Source organism: Capnocytophaga sputigena, from assembly GCF_002302495.1.
GTDB lineage: Bacteria > Bacteroidota > Bacteroidia > Flavobacteriales > Flavobacteriaceae > Capnocytophaga > Capnocytophaga sputigena.
Genome location: NZ_CP022379.1, coordinates 1909653 through 1933741, shown reverse-complemented (window position 1 = coordinate 1933741; position 24089 = coordinate 1909653). Strand labels below are relative to the sequence as shown.

General features: G+C 42.3%; 12 protein-coding genes. All 12 read right to left on the bottom strand.

Annotated features, from left to right (window positions below; genetic code table 11):
• Positions 1-154: 154 nt before the first annotated feature.
• The 12 genes from CGC57_RS08455 to CGC57_RS08400 all read right to left on the bottom strand — a co-directional run bounded on the left by CGC57_RS08455 (position 155) and on the right by CGC57_RS08400 (position 24034).
• Positions 155-1798, bottom strand: a complete 1644-nt coding sequence (locus tag CGC57_RS08455; RefSeq protein WP_095898793.1) for a family 16 glycosylhydrolase — start codon at positions 1796-1798, stop codon at positions 155-157.
• 36 nt (positions 1799-1834) lie between these two features.
• Entirely contained in the window at positions 1835-3379 is a 1545-nt protein-coding gene (locus CGC57_RS08450; RefSeq protein WP_095898792.1) for a PKD domain protein, read from the bottom strand.
• A 39-nt stretch (positions 3380-3418) separates the two neighbouring features.
• Positions 3419-4900, bottom strand: coding sequence for a RagB/SusD family nutrient uptake outer membrane protein (locus CGC57_RS08445; protein WP_095898791.1), 1482 nt, complete (start codon positions 4898-4900; stop codon positions 3419-3421).
• A 15-nt stretch (positions 4901-4915) separates the two neighbouring features.
• Complete coding sequence (locus tag CGC57_RS08440; protein ID WP_095898790.1) at positions 4916-7930, bottom strand: SusC/RagA family TonB-linked outer membrane protein; 3015 nt, start codon at positions 7928-7930, stop codon at positions 4916-4918.
• 326 nt (positions 7931-8256) lie between these two features.
• The gene (locus CGC57_RS08435) at positions 8257-11061 is read right to left on the bottom strand and encodes a triple tyrosine motif-containing protein (protein WP_095898789.1); all 2805 of its coding nucleotides are present in this window, start codon (positions 11059-11061) and stop codon (positions 8257-8259) included.
• Positions 11062-11226: 165 nt separating this feature from the next.
• Positions 11227-12612: a glucoamylase family protein gene (locus CGC57_RS08430; RefSeq protein ID WP_095898788.1), complete on the bottom strand. Its 1386-nt coding sequence runs from the start codon at positions 12610-12612 to the stop codon at positions 11227-11229.
• Between the two features lie 7 nt (positions 12613-12619).
• Positions 12620-13471, bottom strand: a complete 852-nt coding sequence (locus CGC57_RS08425; RefSeq protein WP_095898787.1) for a carboxylesterase family protein — start codon at positions 13469-13471, stop codon at positions 12620-12622.
• Positions 13464-14288 (bottom strand): LamG domain-containing protein, encoded by an 825-nt coding sequence (locus CGC57_RS08420; protein ID WP_095898786.1) that lies wholly within the window; start codon positions 14286-14288, stop codon positions 13464-13466. The genes CGC57_RS08425 and CGC57_RS08420 overlap by 8 nt, the downstream gene beginning before the upstream one ends.
• Before the next feature lie 88 nt (positions 14289-14376).
• A complete protein-coding gene (locus tag CGC57_RS08415) occupies positions 14377-15915 on the bottom strand; it encodes a RagB/SusD family nutrient uptake outer membrane protein (RefSeq protein WP_095898785.1) in 1539 nt (512 codons plus the stop codon).
• A 16-nt stretch (positions 15916-15931) separates the two neighbouring features.
• Positions 15932-18940 (bottom strand): SusC/RagA family TonB-linked outer membrane protein, encoded by a 3009-nt coding sequence (locus CGC57_RS08410; RefSeq protein WP_095898784.1) that lies wholly within the window; start codon positions 18938-18940, stop codon positions 15932-15934.
• 319 nt (positions 18941-19259) lie between these two features.
• Complete coding sequence (locus tag CGC57_RS08405; RefSeq protein ID WP_095898783.1) at positions 19260-22091, bottom strand: triple tyrosine motif-containing protein; 2832 nt, start codon at positions 22089-22091, stop codon at positions 19260-19262.
• Positions 22092-22285: 194 nt separating this feature from the next.
• Positions 22286-24034 carry a TonB-dependent receptor gene (locus CGC57_RS08400; protein ID WP_095898782.1) on the bottom strand — a complete coding sequence of 583 codons (1749 nt, stop codon included), beginning with the start codon at positions 24032-24034 and terminating at the stop codon, positions 22286-22288.
• Between the last annotated feature and the right edge of the window lie 55 nt (positions 24035-24089).

Genomic DNA, 24089 nt, shown 5'->3' with positions numbered 1-24089 from the left:
TATTTTAAGGTGAGTTCGATATAAACTCACGAATTTACAAAAATATGATTAGTTGTGTAGGCGTATACAATACGCCCCTACATAATGCGACGCAAATGTGATTGGTGATGTGAGGGTAAACCATACGCCCCTACATAAAAAGTTTGCGATTGAATTACTGATAAATTCTCACGTAATCAATTTCAAGGCTATCTTCGGTGAAATTATTAGCTACCTGACCTCCCAGTGTTCCTCCCATTGCAACGTTTAGAATGAGGAAGAATTTTTGGTTGAATGGCAATTTAGCGTTGTTATCCATTTCGAAATAGTTCTTGTTATCGACTGCAAAGATAATCTTTTTTTCTGTCCACGTCATTGTATAGATATGAAAATCGTTTGATGTGCCTGCTACCGCCGTTTCTTTGTCGTAATCGCCCTGATGGTTGCTATCGGTGTCATACCAATGGCAAGCACCGAGAATATGAGTCTTTTTATTACCTTTTTGCTCGAGCATATCTATCTCACCACATTTAGGCCAACCCTCGGTAGCGAAGTTGTTACCTAAGAACCACATTGCAGGCCAGGTGCCTTGAGAAGCTGGTAATTTGGCTTTAATTTCCACTTTACCATATTTGAAACCATACAAGCCTTCGGTTTTGAGGCGGGCAGAGGTATACCCCCCATTTCCATCGGCTTTGGCAGTGATTTTTAGCACTCCATTTTCCACTTTCACATTTTCAGGGTCTTTGGTATAGGTTTGCAACTCGTTATTACCCCAACCGTTGCTACCTTTGCCTAAATCATACGTCCATTTGGTCGCATCGGGGGTACCCGCTTTGTTAAATTCGTCAGACCACACAAGGTTAGTAAAACTATTTTCGGAAGGTTTAGTAGTGGTGAAAATGTGATACCAAGCAAACTGACTGTTAGGTTGCATCACGCGCACGATGAGTTGGGTATCGCTAAGGCTGATGATATCATAAGTACTTGCACCAACCCACCAACCAAGCATACCGCCATTGGAGAGCTCGATAGCTGTACCGCGATAGGCTTTATTGTCATACTTACCTTGGGTAGCAGCTTTGGAAGTAGAAGGCACAAAGGAAACTTGTTTTTCACCTGTAATTGTAGGGACTACATCGGTGCCGTGACATTGGTCTTTAGTTACACCTAACACCTCAGCATAAGCTCCTGGTATAAACACGTGATTGGCAGTTTGTTTATAGGTAATACCATTGGCTGTACGGGTGAAGATGAAGGAATTTTCGAACATACAAGTACGTGTAGCATCGAATGGTGTTGCTTGCCACCAAGCGGGGTAGCCATATTCGCCATTATCGCCACTTTCTTGAGGTCCTAAGCCTGCATATCCTGCTACATTGGCAGCCCAATACCAAGTTTTAGTATCGCCTACATTCTTACCAGCGAGCATATTTTCGGCTTCAGCATCGGAGAAGGAACTATATACTTCCAATTCTAAAGACACAGAACTCATAGATCCTCCTGCACCTACAGCACTTACTACTGCTGTAAATTTGTTGGTACCTACTTTAGTATAGCGGTGTTGGATTTTACCAGAGGGAGCCATTTCGGTCTTGCCGTCGCCGAAATCGACACGGTAAGAAATGGCGTTTTGGGCGGTTACTACAAAGTTCACCAAGCCCGTGCCATCACCGTGAGGATGAGAGTTATCAGCCCCCACGATACTGAATGAGGCATTTACATTAGAAGGAGGTGTAAGGTCTCCAAACTCGTGCTTATCTTTACAACTTATAAAGACAAAAGCAACTAATAGGGTTAAAAGATTTAAGGTTTTCATTTTAATTTGTTAATTTGGTGCGAGTTGCACGAGCAATTAATTCAGTGTTATTTCGTCGTAGTAATAAGTGGTATCATCACCTTTTTCACCAAAGTCGAAGAAAACAACTACTTTAGTGTAGGTTGCGCTGGTATCAATGCCAGTAAAATCAAACGAAAGTTCTTCCCAAGTGTTCTTTTTGGTGATGCGAGCATCTACTTCTTTAGAAATATTGCCCGCAGCATTCTCTAATTTTACTTTTACAACAATACCAGTTTTAGGTGATAGCGCTTTCAATTTAAGGACTTTATGAGCGTTCATATCCAAATTTTCGGAAGTGAAGAACGCTCCTGCCCACGTTTGGCTACCTTTGGTACGCACCATTTTTACTACTTTAGTAGATGTATTGCCTGTAGTATTGGGGTTAGCAACTACTTCTACATTTGCCATATCACCAAAGGTAGTAAATTCGGGAGCTGTACCTTCAAAGTTTTCGATTATCACGGTATTCGATTTTTTGTAGAAATACAAGTTATCAATAAATACGGTACCTTGTCCTACCAATTTTATTTGGTGTACATCGGTGATTACAAATCCTTGTTTGGTGTAGTCGCTTAGCGGAATATCAATGCTTGTCCACTTATCGGCAGTGAGGGTCTTTTTGATGAATTTCTCACCGTCAGCACCTGTGCTTTTGCTAATCAAATAGATATCTAAAGCGGTAGCATCGGCAGTCCAAACATCTAAATGTAAGAAGTCCATCGCTGATAGGTTGATTTCTCGGGCAAATTGGATACCTTGATAATTGAGGTGAGCATATTGCAAGATTTCATCGGTACCCAACTTAAAGAGATTGTAGGCAGTGGCTTGCCCCCAATTAGGGTTGAAATCGGTGCCTGCCACATTGGTATATCGTCCGCTGAAAAGCGAAACGACCTCTTGTGCTTTGCGGATTGGAGGCTGAGGAGCTGCAGTAGTTGGCTGTTGCAAGGCAATTACTCGTACCGATTTTTGTACTTTGGTAGTTTGTTTGCCAGCACCTTTCAGCTCTATCGTAAGGGTATAAGTACCTGTTTGTTTATAAATGTGCGAAACTTCTTGACCTATATTGCCAGACACTGGTTTTTCATCGGCGCTCTCACCGAAATACACATCATAGGTAATCGCAAAGTTAGCTTTAGCCGTTACATTCACTTTTTTAGAAACTGCTTGGTCGTTAGCCACAGTTACTTCTACATTTTCAGGGGCGCGGAACGACACCTCTAAAGGCAAGGTCACTTCGGCTTCCTTGCCAGCGATGTTCACAGCTACTATTTTCACTTGGTAACTACCTTCAGCATAAGTATGTGTTACCGAACCTCCTGCTTTTACTGTAGTGGGAGTTGCAGTGCTATCGCCAAAGTAGACCTTATAGGAGGTTACTCCCGTAGCTATTGGGGTGATGGTTACAGCTCCTGAGTTATCGGTGCTCACCTGAAATTTAGCAGAGACATCGGTAGGAGCCGTGGCATTTTGGACGAAACTGAGGTCGTCCTTATCTTTTTCGCAAGCTACCATTCCAATAAGGAACAGTAGTGCTATTAGGGTTTTGAGTGTTTTCATTTTAATTTAGATAAGAGGTAAGAGGTAAGAAGTTCGTCATTAATATCCTTGGTTTTGTTGCCAGTTACCATTAGCAAAGCGTATTTCTTCGTAAGGCACGGGGAACACTTCGTTTTTATTGGCAGTAAACCCTTGTATTTCGGCACCTTTGCCAGTACGCACTAAGTCGAAAAAGCGCAATCCTTCACCTAAGAACTCTACACGGCGTTCTTTCCATATCGCCTCAGTAAGGGCAGAGCCTGACACCGTAATATTATGATTTTCATCGCCAAAGGCACGTTTGCGCACTTGGTTGAGATAGTCGCGAGCGCGTTCATCGCTGATATTACCACGGTTGAGCGCTTCGGCAGCCATTAAGAGCACATCGGCATAGCGAATGGCACGATAGTTATTAGGGTTGGTAAGGTTTTGGTCGGGGGTATTGAGGTCTCCTTTGCGAGCAATATATTTTCTATTGAAATAGCCTGTATGTTTATACCCTTCGGCATAAGTAGCGTTGTTCGCTGCTGCCCACGCTACGATATCCAAGATAGCAACATCTTTGCGGAGGTCGCCAGCTTCAAAAGCATCGACCGCTTCTTGTACGGGCACATTGAAACTATAGCCAGAATCGAAAGTAGGTCCATTATAGTTGCGGATACTGTTAAACCCTACTGCCACGTTCCCTTCACTACATTGCAAACACTCAAAACCAGCACCTTCAGCATCAGAATACTGTACCTCGAACACTGATTCAGCGCCATTTTCACCTTCTTTTTCAAAGATAGAGGCATAGTCGGTTACGAGAGAATAAGTATTGCTATGTATTACAGTTTCTAATATTTGAGCAGCTTCGGCAAATTTATTTTGGTATAAATACACCTTGCCAAGTAGTGCTTGAGCAGCGCCTTTGGTAGCACGCCCTATTTGTCCGTCGGGAGGTGTTGTAGGCAAGTGAGGGATGGCAGCAAGCAAGTCTTTTTCAATAGAAGCATAGACCTCACTCACGGGAGAACGAGGTATTTTTTGTTCGTCGCCACGTTCAAAGCGTTTGTTTTCTTTAAGTGGAATCGCTCCAAACCATTTCACGAGTTCAAAATTGTAATAAGCGTGGAGGAAGTGCGCTTCGGCAATAATCACCTCTTTGCCCTCAAAAGCAGTTTTGTTTTGGAATTCCAAAATATAAGCTGAGCGGTTCACGCCTGCAAACATCCAGTCCCACAAGTTTTTGAGTTGGCTATTGATAGGGGTGTGAATCATCTGGTCTATTTGTTGGAATCCAGGTACATCGGAAGCACTTTCACCCCCACAAAGCGTATTATCGGAAGCTATTTCGCCCATCAATACATTTATATATGTAGAATGCAACAAATCGTAGGCTGCAATCAGCGCATTTTGGTAATCTTCTTTAGAATTGAAGTAACTTTCAGAATTTATCTCGTACTGTTTGGTTTTATCGAGAAAATCATCGGAACAAGCAAGGGCAAAAACAAGAAGCATTAGCCCTACTGTCCATTTCTGTAGTTTGTATATCGTTTTCATTTGTTTGTATGGTTTTTAAAATGAAGTATTAAATCCTAAGATAAACTGACGAGCTTGTGGATAGAAGCCGTAATCGATACCACCACCAATAGCATCGCCAGAGGTAGCTGAAGGGTCATAACCTTTGTACTTAGTGAAAGTAAAGGCATTGTTTACTGAAAAATACACGCGGAAACTCTTCATTTTCATACTCTCTAATATTGAGGCAGGAATAGAATAGCCCAACTGTACATTCTGAATGCGCAAGAAAGAGGCATCCTCAACAAAGAAACTTGAGAACAAATTATTGGTAGTCGCCCCTGTGGTTACGCGAGGCACGCTATTGCTGGTGCCCTCTCCGCGCCAACGATCAAGATATAAACGCTGACGGTTTACGTTAGGTTGTGAACGCTCGTAGTTGCGCACCATCTCTTTATCTAACTCAGCATACATATAGGTTGAAAAATCAAAGTTTTTATACTTTGCATTGAGATTCAATCCCATATAGTAAGTAGCGGTAGGTTTACCCAAATAAGTACGGTCTTTAAAATCGATGACTCCTTCGCCATTTACATCTTTATAACGAATGTCACCAGGTTTGGCAGGCGCCCCCAAAGCAAGTTGTGAAGGGTGCGCATCTACCTCAGCTTGGTTTTGGAAGATACCATCGGCTTGTAAACCATAGAAGTAGCCAATAGGTTGCCCCACTTCCATACGTGAAGGAGCTAACTGACCCACGCTGAAAGCTCCTCCTTCAGGAATCACATCACCATTGATTGACACCACTTTGCCGTCTAAACGGGTGATATTGTAGTTGAAGCCCCAAGAGAAAGGTTTGGTTACATCACTTCTATAACCTAACGCTACCTCAAAGCCCTTATTCTCAGTATTTCCTGCATTCACAGTAGGGTTTGAAGCCCCTGGTGCAGCTGTACCTATAATTCCTGATACTGGAAAATTGGAGATAAGCAAATCGTTGCGTTTTTCTATAAAATAATCAAACACTAACGACAAGCGGTTGCCGAGCGTATTGAAGTCAAAACCAACGTCTAACTTTTCGGCTACTTCCCATTTGGCACTTGGGTTAGGCAATTTGCCTACAGCAGTACCACGCACTATTTGTCCGTTGAACACATACACGGCTTCCCCGTTTAAAATCGCCTTATAGAGGTTTTTACCCGCATTGTTACCGAGTGTACCATAACTACCACGCAATTTAAGGAAGTCTATCCATTTGCTATCTTTTAAGAAGCCTTCATCGGAGACTTTCCAACCGGCAGTTACTGATGAAAATAGGTCGGCGCGATTATCTTTAGGAAAATCGGAAGAAGCATCACGGCGCAACATTGCTGATAGAAGGTATTTGCTCTTATAATCGTATTGCAAACGACCAAAGAAAGAAGTAAGGCGCGAATCATTTACATAGGAATTGTTCGTTTTGCTACTGTTCGTACCAGTGGTGAGACCAATATCGGCAAAATCCCAAGAGTTGTTAGGCACATCGTAGCCTGTAGCACTCAAGCCGCTGCCCCAATTGCGTTGTGCACTGGTACCCAGAGTGAGTGAAGTGTTGTGGTTTTTCCAGAAAGTTTTGTTGTAAGTAGCGAAAGTTTCCCACGTATAAGCGTGAGTTTCATTCTTATCTTGCGTTACTGTACTACGGCTACGGTTGAAAATTTTACCTGTACCAAAGAAGCTCAGCGGTTGGAAATCTTTTTTCTCATCGTTATAGGTTTTAAACCCGATGCGTGAAGTAAGGTCTAAACCTTCGATAAGTTTATAACTCAACTGAAAGTTACCTTCCAAACCATTGCCATCGTACTGATTATAAGTATTTTTAATCTGTGCTAAAGGGTTGATCACCTCATTGCCCAAGAAGCCTGTTAAATCCTCATCGTCTAATTTATAAGTAGGTGAGAAGTTCAAAGCGTTGAAGAGCACTGCACCCAAACCGTTTTCCTCAATGGCTTTGCGCTTGTTGTTGTAATAGTTGGCAGTGAAGTTCATTTTGAGTTTTGGGGTGATATCGGCACCCAAACTCACTTTCACATTATTGCGTTTGAAGTTAGATTTTTCAGGAGCGACAATACCGTCCTGAGTAAGGTGAGAAGCACCAAAGTAATAACTGAATTTCTCACCACCGCCAGAGATGCTAGCAGTTACATCGGAAATTGTCGTATTTTTGAAGACCTCATCTTGCCAATTGACACCTTTACCTAAAGCAGCTAAATTGCCAAAAGGTAATGGCTGACCGTTGGCGGCATAGCTTTCGTTAAGCAAAGCAGCATACTCGGTAGCGTTCATATAATCCAACTTTTTGGTAGTTTGCTGGATACCTGCATACGAACTGATTTTCACTTCCAAAGGTGTATTTTTACGTCCACCCTTAGTAGTTACGAGCACTACCCCATTGGCTCCTTTGATACCATAGATAGCTGCTTGTGCATCTTTCAATACCGTAAGACTCTCAATATCCTCGGGGTTGATACTATTGAGAGCCCCTTCATAACCATCGATAATTACCAAAGGTTCGTTGCTACCGTTAGAACTCACCCCGCGAATGAGAATGTTGATCTTCCCCCCAGGTGACCCTGAAGCCTTGTTTACACTCACCCCTGAGGTAGTACCTTGCAGCGCAGTAGCCGCATCTACAGGTTTGAGTTCATCGATAGTTTTAGCATCTACCACTGATACAGAACCTGTTACGTCCTTGACCTTTTGAGTACCATACCCAATAACTACCACTTCACCGAGAGTTTGAGTATCCTCTTCCAAAATGATATTTACTGGATTGCCACTGGCTATCGTTTTCTCTTGAGTAGTGTAGCCCACGTAAGAGAAAACTAACAACTGACCTTTTTTGACGTTTTCTAAGGTGAAATTCCCGTCAAAATCGGTAGAGACACCGTGTGAAGTGCCTTTGACCACTACTGAAACCCCTATCATAGGAGTACCTGTAGCGTCTTTCACATTTCCTTTTATGCGATAAGTTTGAGCCATTGCCAAACTTGTACATAAAAACAGTAGAATAGGTAAGAAAAATGTTTTCATATATATTGCTTTTTCTTTCTTTTGGTTTATGTTTTAATTACAGCACAAATATAAACGCAATTTTTCAACACACAAAAGATTTTACCTATACAAAAAATATACAAGGGTTATTTTTTGGGGCTTGTATAGTTGATTATTGATAAGTTTCATTTTTTAATTGATTGTAATATAGTACGTTTATAAATATTCTACAAAGTGAATGTAAAGGTAAAAAACAAGTAAAAGTATCTGTTAAAAAACGGGGTTGTATAGGTAATGTATAGGTGATAGAATGTTAAATAGCCTTTGCCAAAGTCTAAGGACTTTGGCAAAGTGTAGTGATAATTTTAGAGTTTTAAAATATAATCGGTGAGGTTTTGATTGCGTTCTAAAAGCATCTTTTTGCGGAGGCGATAACGCTTGATCTCTACACTTTGGGTAGAGATATTTAGCAATGGGGCTATTTCTTTGCTGGAAAGGTTCAATCGCAGGTAAATGCACAGTTTGATATCATTGGGGGTTAAATCAGGATGGAGGTTTTTGAGGCGGGTGAGAAAATCACGGTCGGTTTGGTTGAAAATTTCTTGGAAATGTTCCCAATCGCCTTCACTATTGATATTATCGTCTACAATATGTAGCACTTCTTTGTCATTACCACTGCTCAAAAGAGCCTCTTTGATACTCATCAGCAGTTCGTTTTTGCGCACTATGCTCATAGTAGTTGCCGCAAGTTCACGGTTTTTGCTCTCTACTTCACTTTGGAGTTTATCATTGCGCAGTTGCATTACGGTACGGTCGTTCTCTAATTGCATAAGGGCGAGTTCTTTTTCTTTTTCTTGCTCTACTTTTTTCTTATGACGCTTGTAATGCACTCTATACACGCGATGCACCACCAAGAGCAATCCGCATAGAAGTGCAATGTAAAAGGCTATCATCACATTGGTGGCATACCAAGGTTTGCGAATTACGAAATGAAAAGAAGCGGTATTAGGTGAGACAGCATCACCTACTTTGGCTCTTACCAAGAAAGTATAATCGCCCGCAGGCAGGTTTTCAAAGCGCACCGTAGCCTCTTCACTCCAATCGCTCCAATGCTCATAAAGTCCTTTGAGTTTATATTGGTATACCGATGGAAACATACCACAATAAGCAGGCACGCTATAACTAAAAGTGAAGTTGTTTTCGGTATGATTGAATTCTATTTCTTTGGTATCTAAGGCAATAGCACGCAAAGCCCCCTCTACCCTACTGCTAGCAATGTGTTCTATATGCACCTCGTAGGGTGTATGGGTTACTTGGTTGAATACAAAACTCATAAAGCCCGTGCTAGTACCCAACAGACAGTCGCCTTCGCGGTATTCATAAAGATTTTCATAGCCTACGAGGTCTTTGCGGAACGATGCTGAGAGAGGCATTTTTTTCAGTTGAGGAACATTGTCAAGTTTGCCTTGTGCTATCTTTACGATATTGTGCTGAGTAAATGCCCACAAGCCCTCGTCCTTGCCTTGTACAAGCGTACCCGATAGGTAACTATCTTGGTGGAATAGCTGCTGTGTAAGGGCTTCATCTTGTAGAAATTTATGGGTTGTAGTGTTGTATTTAAACAAGCCTTTTTCGGTGAAATACCAAATCTCATTACGGTATTTGGCAATTGCCGACTTGCGTCCCATTGGGGCAGAAGTTTCTTTGTGTACTTGGGTTACTTTGGTAAAATCATCATTCAGTTGCAAGCGAAAGACCCCTTTATACTCGTGGCTCACCAATAGTTCGGTAGGTGAGATAAACTCAAAAAATCTACTCGACACGTTGAATCCTTCTATTTTATTGCGATACTGCCAACGCCCATCTTTCTTTTCAAGCAAATGCAAGCCTTCGTAATTGCCTTGCAAGAGCCAATTAGAATGTCCTGCTATAGGTTTTACATCCCACGTACCCAATAGGTTACATATAGAGGTAGCTTGGTGATTCTCTATAATAAACGTACCCGAATTATGACCGCAGAACAGTGTATTTTCCACTACTTTTAGTTGCCATACCTGTCCGTTAGTTCCCTCAACAAGACTGAATTTACTATTCGATTGCAAGGGGAAGGGGGTGTAGAACAATCCTTGATTGGTACCCAAATACAAGGTTCCTTGATGTACAATGGAGGTGTAGACTGCCCCGAGTATCCCCTCATAATCCTTATACAAACGGAAAGGTGAAAAGAAATTCACCATACTGATACCATTGTCTAACCCCAGCCATACATTGTGTTCTTTGTCCTCGAAAATAGAGAGTACTGTGTTGTTTTGCAAGCCTTCTTTTTGCTGCAGATGCTCCAAGAGCTCACCCTTAGCAGAAATTCTATACACGCCCTTGGCAATAGTCCCCAACACCAATGAGCCATCGCTTAGTCGCTCGCAACTATATATATTGAGGGTGTTAATCAATTGAGAAGCGCTTACTTTCCACGCTTCAATTTGGGTAGGCGTACCTTCGTAAATTCCTTTGTCTTGGGTAACGAATAGAAAGTGTTCTTTTTGAGGAAGTAGATTGATGAGGATATGTTCGCGAAAGAGAGGGTGATCGGTAACTAATACTTCTTCACCATTGACGAGCTTGAACAAGCCTTCTTTCATCTTTTGGAAATAGATATGCTCACCTATTTTGAAGATTTTAGGTAGGTGATGAGTAGCGCTAATTATCTTAAAACGCTGTTGCTGAGTATCATAAATAAAGATTTTATGCAGCGATTGGAACAATACCCAGCGATCGGAAAAGATGATTTTCCAAATCTCTTCATCTTCTATATCGGCGGGGTTTAATTGGCTGCTTAAAGAGGTGTATTGTAGTTCATTGAATTTGTTAGGTTGCCAATAGCCAAATTCGGCAAAACCACCGGTATAAAGGGTGTTGCCTTTGGCACTTACGGCACGAGCAATGGCTCCGTTGGGCAAAGGGTAACGCTGCCACACTACCCCATTGAACTCCAAGAGACCTATGTTATTAGCAAAATATATCTTCTTGTTGTCAGCTTGACATATTTTCCAATTCTGGCTTTCCCCCTTATATTCTGAGGGGGTATAGTTATAGATAGGAGGTAACAATTGTGCGTGTATCATCATTCCCCACCAACCTATCAAAATACATAGAAAAACACGCATACGCATAAGGTATAGAGTTTTAGTTGCTGGCAAAGGTAGAAAGTAATTTGTTAATTAACAAATTAGAGACTAGAAAAAAGGATAAATAACCTTTGTCAAAGGTAAGAGCCGCACGGGCAATTAAGAGCTTTGGCAAAGGCTATAATGGGATGGCTAAGTAAGAAGTTGTGGTTATTGTACCTTAAAGTTTAGTTTTTTGAGTCCTTGTTGCACTTCGGGGCAACTCATAAACAGTTTCCATACGAAGCCTGTGCGGTGGTTTTCTATCATTGGGGCAATAGTGAGCTGGTCGATTGCGAGATAGCGTTTAGGATACCAAACTGCTTGCTCGCTGAAAGCATCATAAAAGCCGTATTTACCCCATATCACATCTCCTAAATCGTAATAGAAATGTTTGAGGGCTGCCATAGATTCTTGAGGTGTATAAGGGAAGCTGGAAAGGGCGGCAGTAGGCACAATTACCCCTAAATCGTTAGTTGGTTGGTGGGCTGAGTAGCCTTTTACTGAATAACTGGCGGTAAGTCCCCAGCAGTTTGCTCCATAACCTTTATAACCTTTGGGGTTTTCTACACAATATTTGTAGTTGATAAGGGTGTGATTGCGGTTCAAATCCCAGTAATTAGCATAATCATCGCTGAGTCCTTTGGGGTTCAAGCCTATATACGAATAATGCGCCCAAAATAGAGGACCTCCGTATTGCTCTGCGCCGTTGTGTTTGAGAATCAATGGCAGATTGTACGTTACCTGAGTGCTTTTGATAGCTCCCCCGCGTGCCCAACCATTGTGATAAGCCGAAGCAGGAATGGTGTGCGTAGGCGAAGCAGCTGCTAAAATATAGGTAATTAGGCACTCGTTATAACCTTTCAAAGGGAAATTCATCTGCCAAGCATAATCAGGACTCCAATGCCAATAGAGTACCTCTTGTCCGTTGAGATACCAATCCCATTCCATTTCGCGCCATAGTTTATCAATGCGCTGGGCTAAGGATTTTTCGGTATCGTTGCCATCTTTGAAATACTGACGCACGCAGAGCAATCCTTGCATCAAGAAAGCACTTTCTACAAGGTCGCCCCCATTGTCTTTCTGTCCGAAAGGTTTGGTTTTACCGGTACGACCATCAATCCAGTGTGACCATACCCCGTGATAACGATCGGCTTTCTCCAAGAAAGTTACGATTTTTGTAAATCTTTCTACCGCTTGTGCACGAGGGATAAAACCGCGTTCTACGCCTACCAATAGCCCTGCAATCCCAAAGCCCGAACCTCCCGTAGTGATGATATGAGCATCATCGGAAGGGACATCTATATGATTGCGTTCAGGGGCTAAACCCGAATTAGGTTCTGCTCCCTCCCACATATAGTTGAGGTGCACACGCTGGATATAATCTAAGAAAGCCTCATCGGAAGCAAATTCCATTGGGCGGTTCTTTTCGGTAGGTGGCTGAGGAGTAGGGTTTTCTACCACCTTTTTATTGTCCTTGCTACAACCGCAAGAAATGAAGAGCAGGAGGAAAGCGAAAAGTGAAAAGTGGGAAGTGAAAAGTTTGTTTTTGTTCATAAGTATATTATTTCTTTTTAAAAGTCCATTGCAAAAAGTCTGGAGTGTTGAAAGCGGGATGCCAAGCGTTGTGATTTGCCCCGTAAAACTCTATATATTCAGCTTTTTTGCCAGTAGTTTTTAGGGCTTTATAAGCTTCACGTGAGTAGGTTACAGGAATTACATCATCTATATCACCGTGATAGAAACGGAATTGGGTCTTCCCTTTGAACTCACGCATCCGCTCTATATTGGTTGCCCCACATATAGAGATAGCTTTGGCAAAAGTATTGGGGAAGCGATACACCATATCTAACGTAGCAATCGCCCCCATTGAAATACCCATAATGTACACTCGTTTAGGGTCGATAGGGTAAGTAGCCAAAGTCTCGTCTAAAAGTTCCTTCACCAAGCGCAAATGACTGGTAATGGGAGTATCTTTTGGCAGAGGATTACCGCTTTTGTAACCTTGGTCAGGGCGCTTTTCAAGCGACCAATACGCACCCTCAGGGCACTGAGGAAAGAGCACAAAGCAAGGATACTCTTCTCGGTTTGCAGGATTGCTAAACACTGTGCCCCCATTGCGCAACTGACTCTCATTATCTCTTCCTCTCTCACCTGCTCCGTGCAAGAAGAGCACTAAAGGGTATTTCTTGCCTTCTTTTAGTTGCTCGGGCTGCAAAAAGCGATAGCGCATTGTGTCCTGCTGAGCCGTAATGTAGTGTTTTTTGGCAAAGGCTTCATTTTGAGCAGAAAGAGAAAACGAAAGAAAGAAAAATAACAAGCATAACCCTAAAAGTTTTGTATTAAGCCCTCGTTTGCCAAAAAGGGAATCTAAAAAGGATTTGTTTTTTATGTAAATACTATTCTTTTTATTCATTATACAAGGCTTTTATCTGTTCATCGGTAAGGGCTTGATTGTAGAAGCCGAAGTTGTCTAACTTGCCAGGGAAGGACTGTGCCCAATTTTGTGCTTTGTCTGACGATTGAGGAGGATCAGTTTGGAATCCATAAGTACCTAACACCAAATCACCCATATTGTTGTAGACAATTCGTCCCCAACCTGTAAGGGCACGCGTAAAGACAATTTCACCATTTTTGAAAATGTGTAACATTTCTGTTTTGTGGTTGTAACGGAAGGTCATAAACACCCAATCACCAATAGTACCAGGGATTTTGGTCTCTACCCACCTTTCTTCAGTACCATTGAAGAGGTGCATTTTAAAACGTCCTTCGCCAGCAGTACTGTTGCCATCTAAGAAAATATCGAGGTTACCCCAGAACTTTTTAGTATTGGGAATTGAAAAGATACCTGTTCCTTTATTCACTTGAGGGGAATTCATCCAGAAAGCTACTGTAAAACTACCGAGGTTAGATATCGTATCTTTCAGAGATATATCGCCAGCAAAGCGCGCTGTGCGAGGAGAGATAAACACATAAGTACCTTGCCCCCCTTGGTAGGCTTTGCCTTTTTTGCCTTCTGTATAGGTGATATTGCCTTTAGAGAGCGTAGGAACTTTGTAACCACTCACATTTTTTGCATTACCCTCAAAGGTAAACAAGAGTTTTTGAGGGTTGTACTGAGGGATTACCTCCTCAGGATAATTAAAAGGCGGGTCTTGGTCTAAATCTTGATAGCAGCTGGTAAAAGCTGTAAGACCTGCCATAAAGCTGATATAAAATATATATTTTTTCATTTTTAGATAAGAGATAAGAGGTAAAAGGTAAAAGATGACGTAATGTTAGCTGGCTGCTGACACCTAATACCTAACACCTATTAGCTAATTAATAATTAGGATTTTGAACAAGTACTCCGTTGGAACGGTCGATTTGCGCTTGAGGCAAGGGCAAGAGGCGGTGTTTGGTTTGATAAGCGGTTTTGCCCGCGTTATGGAAGGTATCCACATCTATACCCCAGCGCACTAAATCGTAGAAACGATCGAATTCCATAGCGAGCTCTACACGGCGTTCGTGGCGAATAGCATCGCGCAATTCACTTTGGACAGTAGTCGTAACGGCAGGTAGGATTGCGTTGTTGCCTGCCCGTGCTCTTGCACGCACTTGCTCTAAATAGACGAGTGCTTGGGCACTGTTGCCGAGTTCATTAGCAGCTTCAGCAGCCATTAAAAGCACATCGGAATAGCGAATAAGGCGGATATTGAACCAATGTCCGCTTTTGCTATAGGTACTGCGCAAAGCTGGATTGGTATAGGCTTTTTTGTTGTAATACTTGTTTACCACGTTGCTTGCCGCTATAGGTTTCTCATTATAAGGCGTATTAGGTTGCATAGTAGCAGCTTCGGCTTCACTTTTGGCAAAATAGAGCAGGGTTTCATTTTTGCGAGGGTCGCCTGCTTCAAAAGCATCGGCTAAAAGCTGGGTAGGGCAATTCCACCCCCAACCTAAATCCCATTGTCCCGAGCCACGCACCCCTTGTACTTGAGCAAACTGACTACCTACCTCATTAGATTGAGGGTATTGCGCATTGGCAGTACATTGGAGTTCCAAGATAGACTCGGGGCAGTTCTCGCCTTCTTCTCTAAACACTTTATTGAAAGGGGTACTGAGGTTGTACAAACCACTGTTAATTACATCGGTGCTGGCGGTGTACATCGCTTGCCAATTAGAGCGCATCATATAAGTTTTGGCGTGTAGCGCGCGTGCTGCCCCCCAAGTGAGGCGCCCTACGTACACGGCACCCCAAGTGCGGGGCAAAACAGCTTCGGCAGCTGTAAGATCGGCATCGATGAGTTCATAGATTTTATCAACGCTTGCCTTAGGTTTATTGGCATCCTCATCTTTATAGATGCGGAAATTGATAAGAGGCACTTCGCCAAAAGCACGCACCAAGTTGAAATAAGCAAAAGCGCGGAAGAAGTGTGCCTCTCCCCTATTGATTTTATCGGCATCGGTAAGAGTGCTTTGGTCAGCTTTAGCTATTTTGTCGAGCACGGTATTCGCAAGGTGTACTACTGCTAAATTATCTACATAATAACTATTGATATTGCCATTGGAGGCTATATAGTTGAAATCGTCGAACATTGCAGCCATACCTGCCCCATCGCTGGCAATAGAGCCTTTTTCGGCATCTTCACTGCGGAAGCTGTGAATAGCTAAAGCTGTATTCCCTGAGGTTATAGAGAATCCGCGCAATTTGGCGTACAATGTAAAAACATCGGCTTCATAAGCGCCCGATACGCCATTTTGGTCGCCATCAACCCATTCGCCTTGTGGCTCTTGGTCGAACTTGTTGCAATGGGTAAAGAGGGCGAGACTCACTGCCATCCATCCTATTGCTATGATATGATATATATTCTTTTTCATAATTATCAATTGTTAATTAAAACGTGAGGTTCACCCCATAGGTAACAATCATTGGCATAGGGTAAGTACCATTATCAATACCAAAAGCTAAGGCACTACCGCCAATTTCAGGCACATAGCCCGTGTTCTTATGCCAAGTTTTGAGATTTTGCACATTGGCATAGAAGCGCAATTTCTGTACTTTGAAGCGTTGTACTACTTCCTGTGGCAAGCTATAGCCCAACTGCACATTGCGGAAGCGGAAAAAGCTACCATCTTCTATATAATACGATGAATTTTGCTGATTGATAGCCCTGCTGCTATCTAATATCGGTTCCCAATTAGAAGTACCTTTGCCGTGCCAACGGTTCAAACGATGGGCTTGGTAGTTGAGGGCAGCATAGTTGCTCTCCCCCCAACCGCGGTAGATTTCGTTGCCATAAGCTCCCATAAACTCGGCGGTGAGGTCAAAACCTTTATAGCCGAGATTTACACTAAATCCATAAGTGAAATCGGGGGTAGGGTTGCCTATCATCGTGCGGTCTTTACTATCGATTACACCATCGCCGTTTATATCTTCAAATTTGAGATCCCCAGGTTTTACGGTAGTGATATTGTTAGCAGGCGAAGTATCGATATCTTCATAAGTTTGATACACGCCTTTCACTTTATAACCATAGAAATGCCCAATAGGGTAACCTGCCAAAGTACGCGCCACAGAGTTGTGTTCGTAGAGCGCATCTTTATCTCCCCTACCGAGTGATAACACTTTGTTGTCGATAGTGGTAAGGTTAGCACTTACACCATAGCTAAAGCCGCTTTCCTTGCGTTGGTCTTGCCAAGAGGTAGAAAATTCCCAACCTTTGTTTTCAATCTCACCAAGGTTTTCCAAAGAGTTCTTAGCTCCAGCAATACCGCTGAGCAACACGATGAGGTCTTTAGTTTTCTTGTGATAATACACAGGTTCTACGCTGAGGCGATTGCCCAAGAAGCGGAATTCGGCACCAGCTTCCCACGCATAGGTCTTTTCCCAACCTAAATTTTGCACTAAATAAGCAGGGGCATAGCCCGTGATGATACGGTCGCCAAAGACGGCACTGCCCGAAGATTGCAAGATAGGATAAGTAGGGTAGTTTCTACCGCCTGTATTTTGGTTACCCAAAACGCCCCAAGAGCCTTTGAGTTTGAGGTAATCTACCACTTTTTGGTTTTTCATAAAAGCTTCTTCACTCACTACCCAGCCAGCCCCGAAGGAATAGAAATTATCCCACGTATTGCCCAAGCGATGGAATACTGAAGCTCCATCACGGCGGAAAGAAGCGTTGAACAAATAGCGATTGCCATAACTATACAAACCGCGCACTAAATACGACATTGTAAAACGGTGATACTGACTGCTGCCATTGGATAGATTGGTACCGCTGATAGAAGAAATCCACCATTTATCGGGGTTTTCGGGGATACCGAACACAATATCGTTTACGTGTTGGTTTCTGCCAGCAGAAAGTTCACTATGCTCAGTATAGTTCGTGGTAAGTCCGCCAGTGAGGGTGATATTGTGGTTGCCCATTTGCCTTTTGAAGGTGAGGATGTAATCCTGTTGCGTATCAACAGTAGTAGATTTAGATTGCTTGATCTCCTCGCGTTCGGTAAGTCTTTCTCTTTTTTGGGTATCAGGGTTGTAGACCCAAATGATGGGTGAGAACTCACGATTTTCACCTATGCGGTAATCCATAGAGAGAGTTGCCTTGAAAGTGAAATACTTCAAAAAATCCAACTCACCATATACATTGCCCGCCAAACGATGATTCAAACCTTTGTTGTGATTGGCACGTGTTTCGACATCGATAAGCGGATTCCACACTTGAGCACGCTGGAAGTTAGGCATTATATTTAGCAAACCCGATTGAGTGTCGTAAGGAGCTACAATAGGAGCCGCTTTTAGGGCAGTACCGACCCCTTTGGCATCGATAGGGAGGGTGCGAGATCCATTGGCTTGGAAGCCAAAGCGCAGATAATCGGTTACATTGTAGTCGCTGCTGAGATTGAGGGTGTATTTGGTGAGTTTTTCGTGCTTGATAGAACCCTCTTCATCGGTATAGCCAGCGCCCATATAGAAGCGCCCTTTTTCACCAGAAGTGGCGATGCTCACATTGTGGTTGTACACCCACGCACGCTGAAAGATTTGGTCTTGCCAATCGGTATTGGCTTGATAGTGTGTATAATCAAAAGGGGCGGCACCTTTGTTAGCCAAATCCTCGTTGTAGAGCGTTTTGAAGCCTTGGGCATCGGTCATTGCAACGCGGTCTTCCACAGATTTAAGCCCTACAGAAGAATTGAGATTCACGATAGTTTGTCCTTTTTTGGCTTTCTTGGTGGTAATGATAATCACCCCATTAGCCCCGCGAACCCCAAAGATAGCAAGCGAAGAGGGGTCTTTGAGGATTTCCATAGACTCGATATCCTGCGGGTTGAGGTAGTTGATATTATCGGTAAAGAGCCCATCGACAACGTATAGCGGTGTATAACCATTGATAGAATTTGTACCACGGATACGAATTTCGGGGTCTTGCCCTGCCCGCCCTGTATTGACGATTTGCACACCAGCGACTTTTCCTTGAATAGAAGCCAAGGGATTAGCCGAAGGTCTATCGGCAAAGGCATCGGTTTTGAGGCTAACGATAGAGCCCGTGAGGTCTCGTTTTTGAGCTGCCCCATAGCCTATAACAACCACTTCCTTGAGTTGTTGTGTATCATCTTTGAGAGCAATCTCTAAGTAGTGGCGTCCAGCTACTACTTTCACATTTTGGGTTTCCATACCTATGTAGCTAATTTCTAACACATCACCTGGTGAAACTTTATCGAGTGTAAAGTTTCCATCGAGGTCGGTTGAAACGCCGCGGGTCGTACCCTTCACAATTACATTAGCTCCTGGAATAGGGTTTTTAGTCCCTGCTTCAAATACTTTCCCTCTCACTATATTAGGTTGTGCATAAGCAGCAAGAGAGAGAAAGGTTATCAGGAAGAAAAACAACAGTTTTTTCATTTCCGTACGTTTATTAAAGAATTTATGTCGCAAAGTTCCTTATTCTTTCTTTTATATGCAAAAAAAGAAGCTCGCTTTCTCTACTACATAGGCAAAACGCTTTGTTGTAGTACTACGTCATTACTACTACATCATTTTGTAACTATTTTAAAATCTTTTGATTAAGAAAAGATTTTTTAGGTGAGAAGTAAGAGATAAAAGGTAAGAAAACGGTTGATAGTCTTGTTGTTTTTGAGTTTCGGAGGCTTTGCCAAAGGAGCAAAGCGCACGGGCAATTAAGGACTTTAACAAAGTGTGTGAGGTAAGAGATATGAAAATATTAATTGAATTGGGCGAAGAATTCGTATAGATTATTTTCTTCGGCTAACTGAAGTTTTTTACGCAATCGGTAGCGGGCAGTTTCTACCCCTCTAAGAGATACATTTTGCATAGTTGCAATTTCTTTGGATGTATAGTTAAGCCTGATAAGCACTGCCAAACGCAAATCGGTGGGGGTGAGTTGCGGATAGAGTTCTTTGAGTTTTTTGAAGAAATCTTTGTGTATAAGATCAAAGTTTTCTTGGAATACTTGCCATTGGTCTTCTTGAGAGATGTTCTCGCGTATGTGTTGCAAAATTAACCTACTTTTGGCTTTGCTCACTTTTTGGTTATCCATCAATTCTTCGAGTTCTGTAATGAGATTGGTAAGGAACTCGTTGCGGGTGATGTTCATCATAGTAGCTTCGGCTAACGATTTGCTCTTGTAGTCTAACTGAGCCATTAGCATTTGGTTTTGCAATTTAGTTACTTCCTGTTCTCGTGCTTCTAACAAGCGCTGACGGCGCAGGCGTTCACGCAAATACGAACGCTCTTTTTTCTTCATTTTATAGCGCAAATAGAGAGCTGTAACCAATGCTCCTGCACCTATAAATCCCGCTAAATACAATATATAAGCCCATACACTTCTGTACCAAGGAGTGGTTACCGAAAAAGGAAAAGTATAATGAGATAATGTTTCACCTAACTCGTTGAGCATCTTCACTTTTAGTTGGTAATGCCCTGAAGGAAGGTTTTGGTAATTCACTTTAAAATCATTAGTAACTTCTCGCCAGTGCTTGTCGTACCCCTCTAACTGATACCATAAATGATAATACTCTTTACTAAAATTAGGATATTGAAAATCAAATAATAAATTATTTCTACTATAAGGAATAGAAGCGTGAGGAGTGATACTTTCCAGTGTATATTGGTCGGTTGAGCGATTGTAGGTGCGGAAAGTTTTCAAGCTAAGGTTATTAGGAAATTTCACTTGAGGAGTTTTGGGTGTATAACGCGCAATACTGCCATCTAAACAGAAATAAGTATCCCCATCGGGGGTAACAAAAGCGGCAGCACGCTCTTCACTTGCAGAATGTTGCAACTGGCTAAAGGCTATTTTTTCCTCTATTTTATACTGACCATTAGCAAAGGATACTAAGTGATAATCGGTAGGGGTGATGAACCAAAAGCGGTTGTCGTTCAGCGGTACTATATGGCGAGTGGTTGCGAGTTGTGGCAATTGCTCATTGAGGAGTGTGTAAGGCAGAATGGTTTGCTTGTCGTCGTTGTAGTCATACCACTGTTGCCCATCGGCAAAGATGATTTTACCGCGTAATTTCAGTAATTTGAGGGATTCTTTGGTTTTGAGTTGGTCGTATGCTACTTTGTGTTGTACGCTTTTAAGGTCTTCGGAGAGAGAGAGTTTGCTCACGCCTCTATAGGTGTGGTTCGTCCATATATTACCAAAAGCATCTATTTCCACACGATAGGTAAGATCAAAATAACCATTTACGATATGAGAGGGCACCCAACGACCCGCAGCATCTTTTTTATAAATGGTAAGCACCGAGTAGGACGAGCCTACTAGCACTTCCTGACCGTGGATAACTCCTTTTTTCAAGTCCATCCCTCCTACTCCTACATTATCAAGAGGTTGTAACTGATTGTCTTTAAGTTCTGAAACACCTTTGTTGTGCCCTACAAACAGCTGATGGTCATACTGCTTCACAAACCACACTTGATTAGAGAAATTAGGGATTTTGGAGAGATTCCCCTCTTTAAAAGTGTAGACACCTTTGTTAGATGCTAAATAATACACATTGTCTTTCAGTGCCATATCGCTTATGAGCTCTACATCGCCATTGAGGTTTAGATAGCGCAACCTGCTTGGGATTTCTATCATTGCCAAGCCATTATCTAAGGATGCCCATAGGTTATGTTGCGCATCTTCGTAGAGCCCCAAAACAGTGTTGTTATTCAGTCCGTTTTTCTTGTGGATATGTCCAAGAATCTTTCCACTATGAGGGTCTATGGCGTATAATCCTTCGGTGAGTGTTCCTAAAATGAGCAGATTGTTAGCTGTGAGTAGTGCGCGGTTGATGCGAAGTGAGGGGAAGAGAGCATCCATTTCGGTAGGGAATTTTCGCAGTTCGGCTGTAGAAGGGTTGTAGCGAAAAAATCCGTTTTTATTAGTCACCAAAAGCAATTCATTTTGGAAAGGAATGATTTCTATCACTATCCCGTTGAGCTGTTCTGCTGAGAGTTCCATACGAAGTTTTTGCTGAGCATCAATGAGATAAAAGCCAGCATTCATACCCTGCATATAGAGTTTGTTGCCGTAGGGAAACATTGCAAAGGGGGCAGGCTGAGAAGTGAATGCTTGTACCTGAGAACCGTCGTACACGAAATAAGAAGAGAAGGTTTGGAAATATATTTTTCCTTGGTATTTGAAGATTTGCCATACTTCGTCGTTGTGAAACGAATAACCTTTGAGCTGGTCTTTCAGCGAAGTATATACCAATCGGTTTTGAGCATTGCGCTGAAAATACCCAAATTCTTCAAAGGAGCCGACATATACGCGCAAGTTAGGGTTGCTACTATCGGCGAATACCGAACGCGCAATTTTCTTTTGTGGCAAGTAGTGCAGTTGCCATACTTGTCCGTCGAAAGTAAGTAGCCCTTGGTTATTAGCTACATAAAGTACACCATCCTCACACTGAGTTACTTGCCAGTTTTGCATCCCTGCCTTATATTGAGTTTGAGAGTAGTTGTAGATAGGAGGCAGGAGCGAAAGGTTCTGACTTTGGGCAATAGTGCTAAAGAATGTAAGGAATAAGATAATGAAGAGCTTCATATCTATTGCATATTAGTGAGCGACAAAGATAATAATAATTTTTGAATTTACCAATTTTAGGTGTCAGGTGTCAGGGGTTAGGAGTTAGGGGACAGGGATTAGGGAATAGGGGGATAGAAAAAACTTTGCCAAAGTTGTGAGCCGCACAGGCTGGGAACTTTGGCAAAGTATGAGATGATTTTTTTTGTTACTTATTATCTATCTCCTAATTTAAATATGTATTTAATTCCTGCAAAGGCTTGTATGCTTTGTGATGGGTAATACACCCAATTTTGGTGACGTTGTGCAGTAAGGTTATTGGCTTTTAGGAATACTTGCCAATTCTTATTAAAGGTATAATCAATATGGAAATTGAGGTCTAAATAACCACTGAGGTTGATTTTCTCTGGCACTGCACTTCCTATTTGATAATCGAGGTCTTCACGTGCACCAGTGTAGAACAAATCTATCCCTGTGAAAAGGTTAGGTAAAATTTTGAAATCGGTGTAGAGAGAAACACGTACGTTAGGGAGATTCCAAGCGGTTTTGTCGCGCTGCGTACGAGCTTTGTAGTTGTTATACTGACCTGTAAAATTGAAAGTAACGATATCCTTCAAATTACCACCTATTCCTGCTAAGAACTCGAAATCGCTCACCTCATCGTACAACAAGTTGAAAGAGTTGTAGTACTGATAAGGCAGAGGTTCAACTCCCAACAAAGGTCGCTCGCTATTGGTGGTGAAGAGAGGCATTTCTTTATACTGGCGGTAACTACCTTTTAAGCGGTATTGCAAATCACTACCTACCTTACCGTTTACCCCCACAAAGCCATCTACTTGTACATTGGTAGGTTTAATTTCTTGCATAGGTGCAAGATACGGATTGGCTTTGGTGAGTTTTTCAACAGTGTTTTGCTGCATACCTCCGCGTACTCCTGCGTGCAATATAGCGCTATCGGTGAGGTTGTAAGAGGCTTCTACATCGGGGTAGGCTTTGAACTTACTATCTACCGATTTATTGGCATCTACATACATTAACGACACTCCTAATTTTACATTGAGGTTATCTACTACCAATTGGTAAGAGGGATTTACCCCAAAGAGCATCCAGCGGTTATCCATATCGTTGATGAGATTGTCCTTACGTGTAAAACTACCATCGTAGTAATCTACGAGCACATTGGCATTGACTTTCTGTTCATCGGTAAGAGGCACTTCAAACGAAGGTTGTGCTTTCACGTTGATTTCCTTGCTTTGGAAATGGTCGGAAAGTCCGCGAATAGCGAAATCTAATCCTTTGAAATAAGGATTTGACCATTGCAAATAGCCGCCCAATCCGTAATCAAAATAGATTTGGTTTACCTCATCTACCTTGCCGCGCAATTCGGCATTAGTGAAAGTATTTTTGCGGATTCCATACCAGTTGTGCAAACGTCTGCCCACATCGGCATTTAAGCCCCACAACACATCTTGACTTTGGTAGTCGTAACGCAATTCGGCTGAAGAGTTTGAATAGTTCATCTCAGGAATTACCTCATCGGCATCATCGGAAGATGAGAGGTGGTTCAGCAAGAAAGAAACACGCCCATTATCGTTCACTCGATAATTGAGATTCGCATCGGCATAGAAAGTGTTGAGCATTCCTAAACCACCTGCAATATACGAGTTTTGATAATCTTCGCGCACTATTTTCTGCTTGATAGCTGCTGCACGTCCTTTATCGGGTACAAAAGTAGAGGCTACTGGCACAGAATAGATAGTATAGTTTATCTTTTTCTTTTTTACTGTAAGCGAATCTTTAATTTTGGCATCTTCGCGTTTTTTATCGGCATCGGCGATGGTAGGAGCATACGACTTTACCACATCTACCACCTTGGTAGTGAGGCTGTCTTTACGGCTTTGAGCTACTACTGAAGAAGAAGCTAAACCTAAAAGCATAAGTGCTATATATGTAATTTTGTTCATTTTTTGTTTGTTTTATATTGTTGTTGCTATCGGACGAGTCGGACGGGGCAGATTG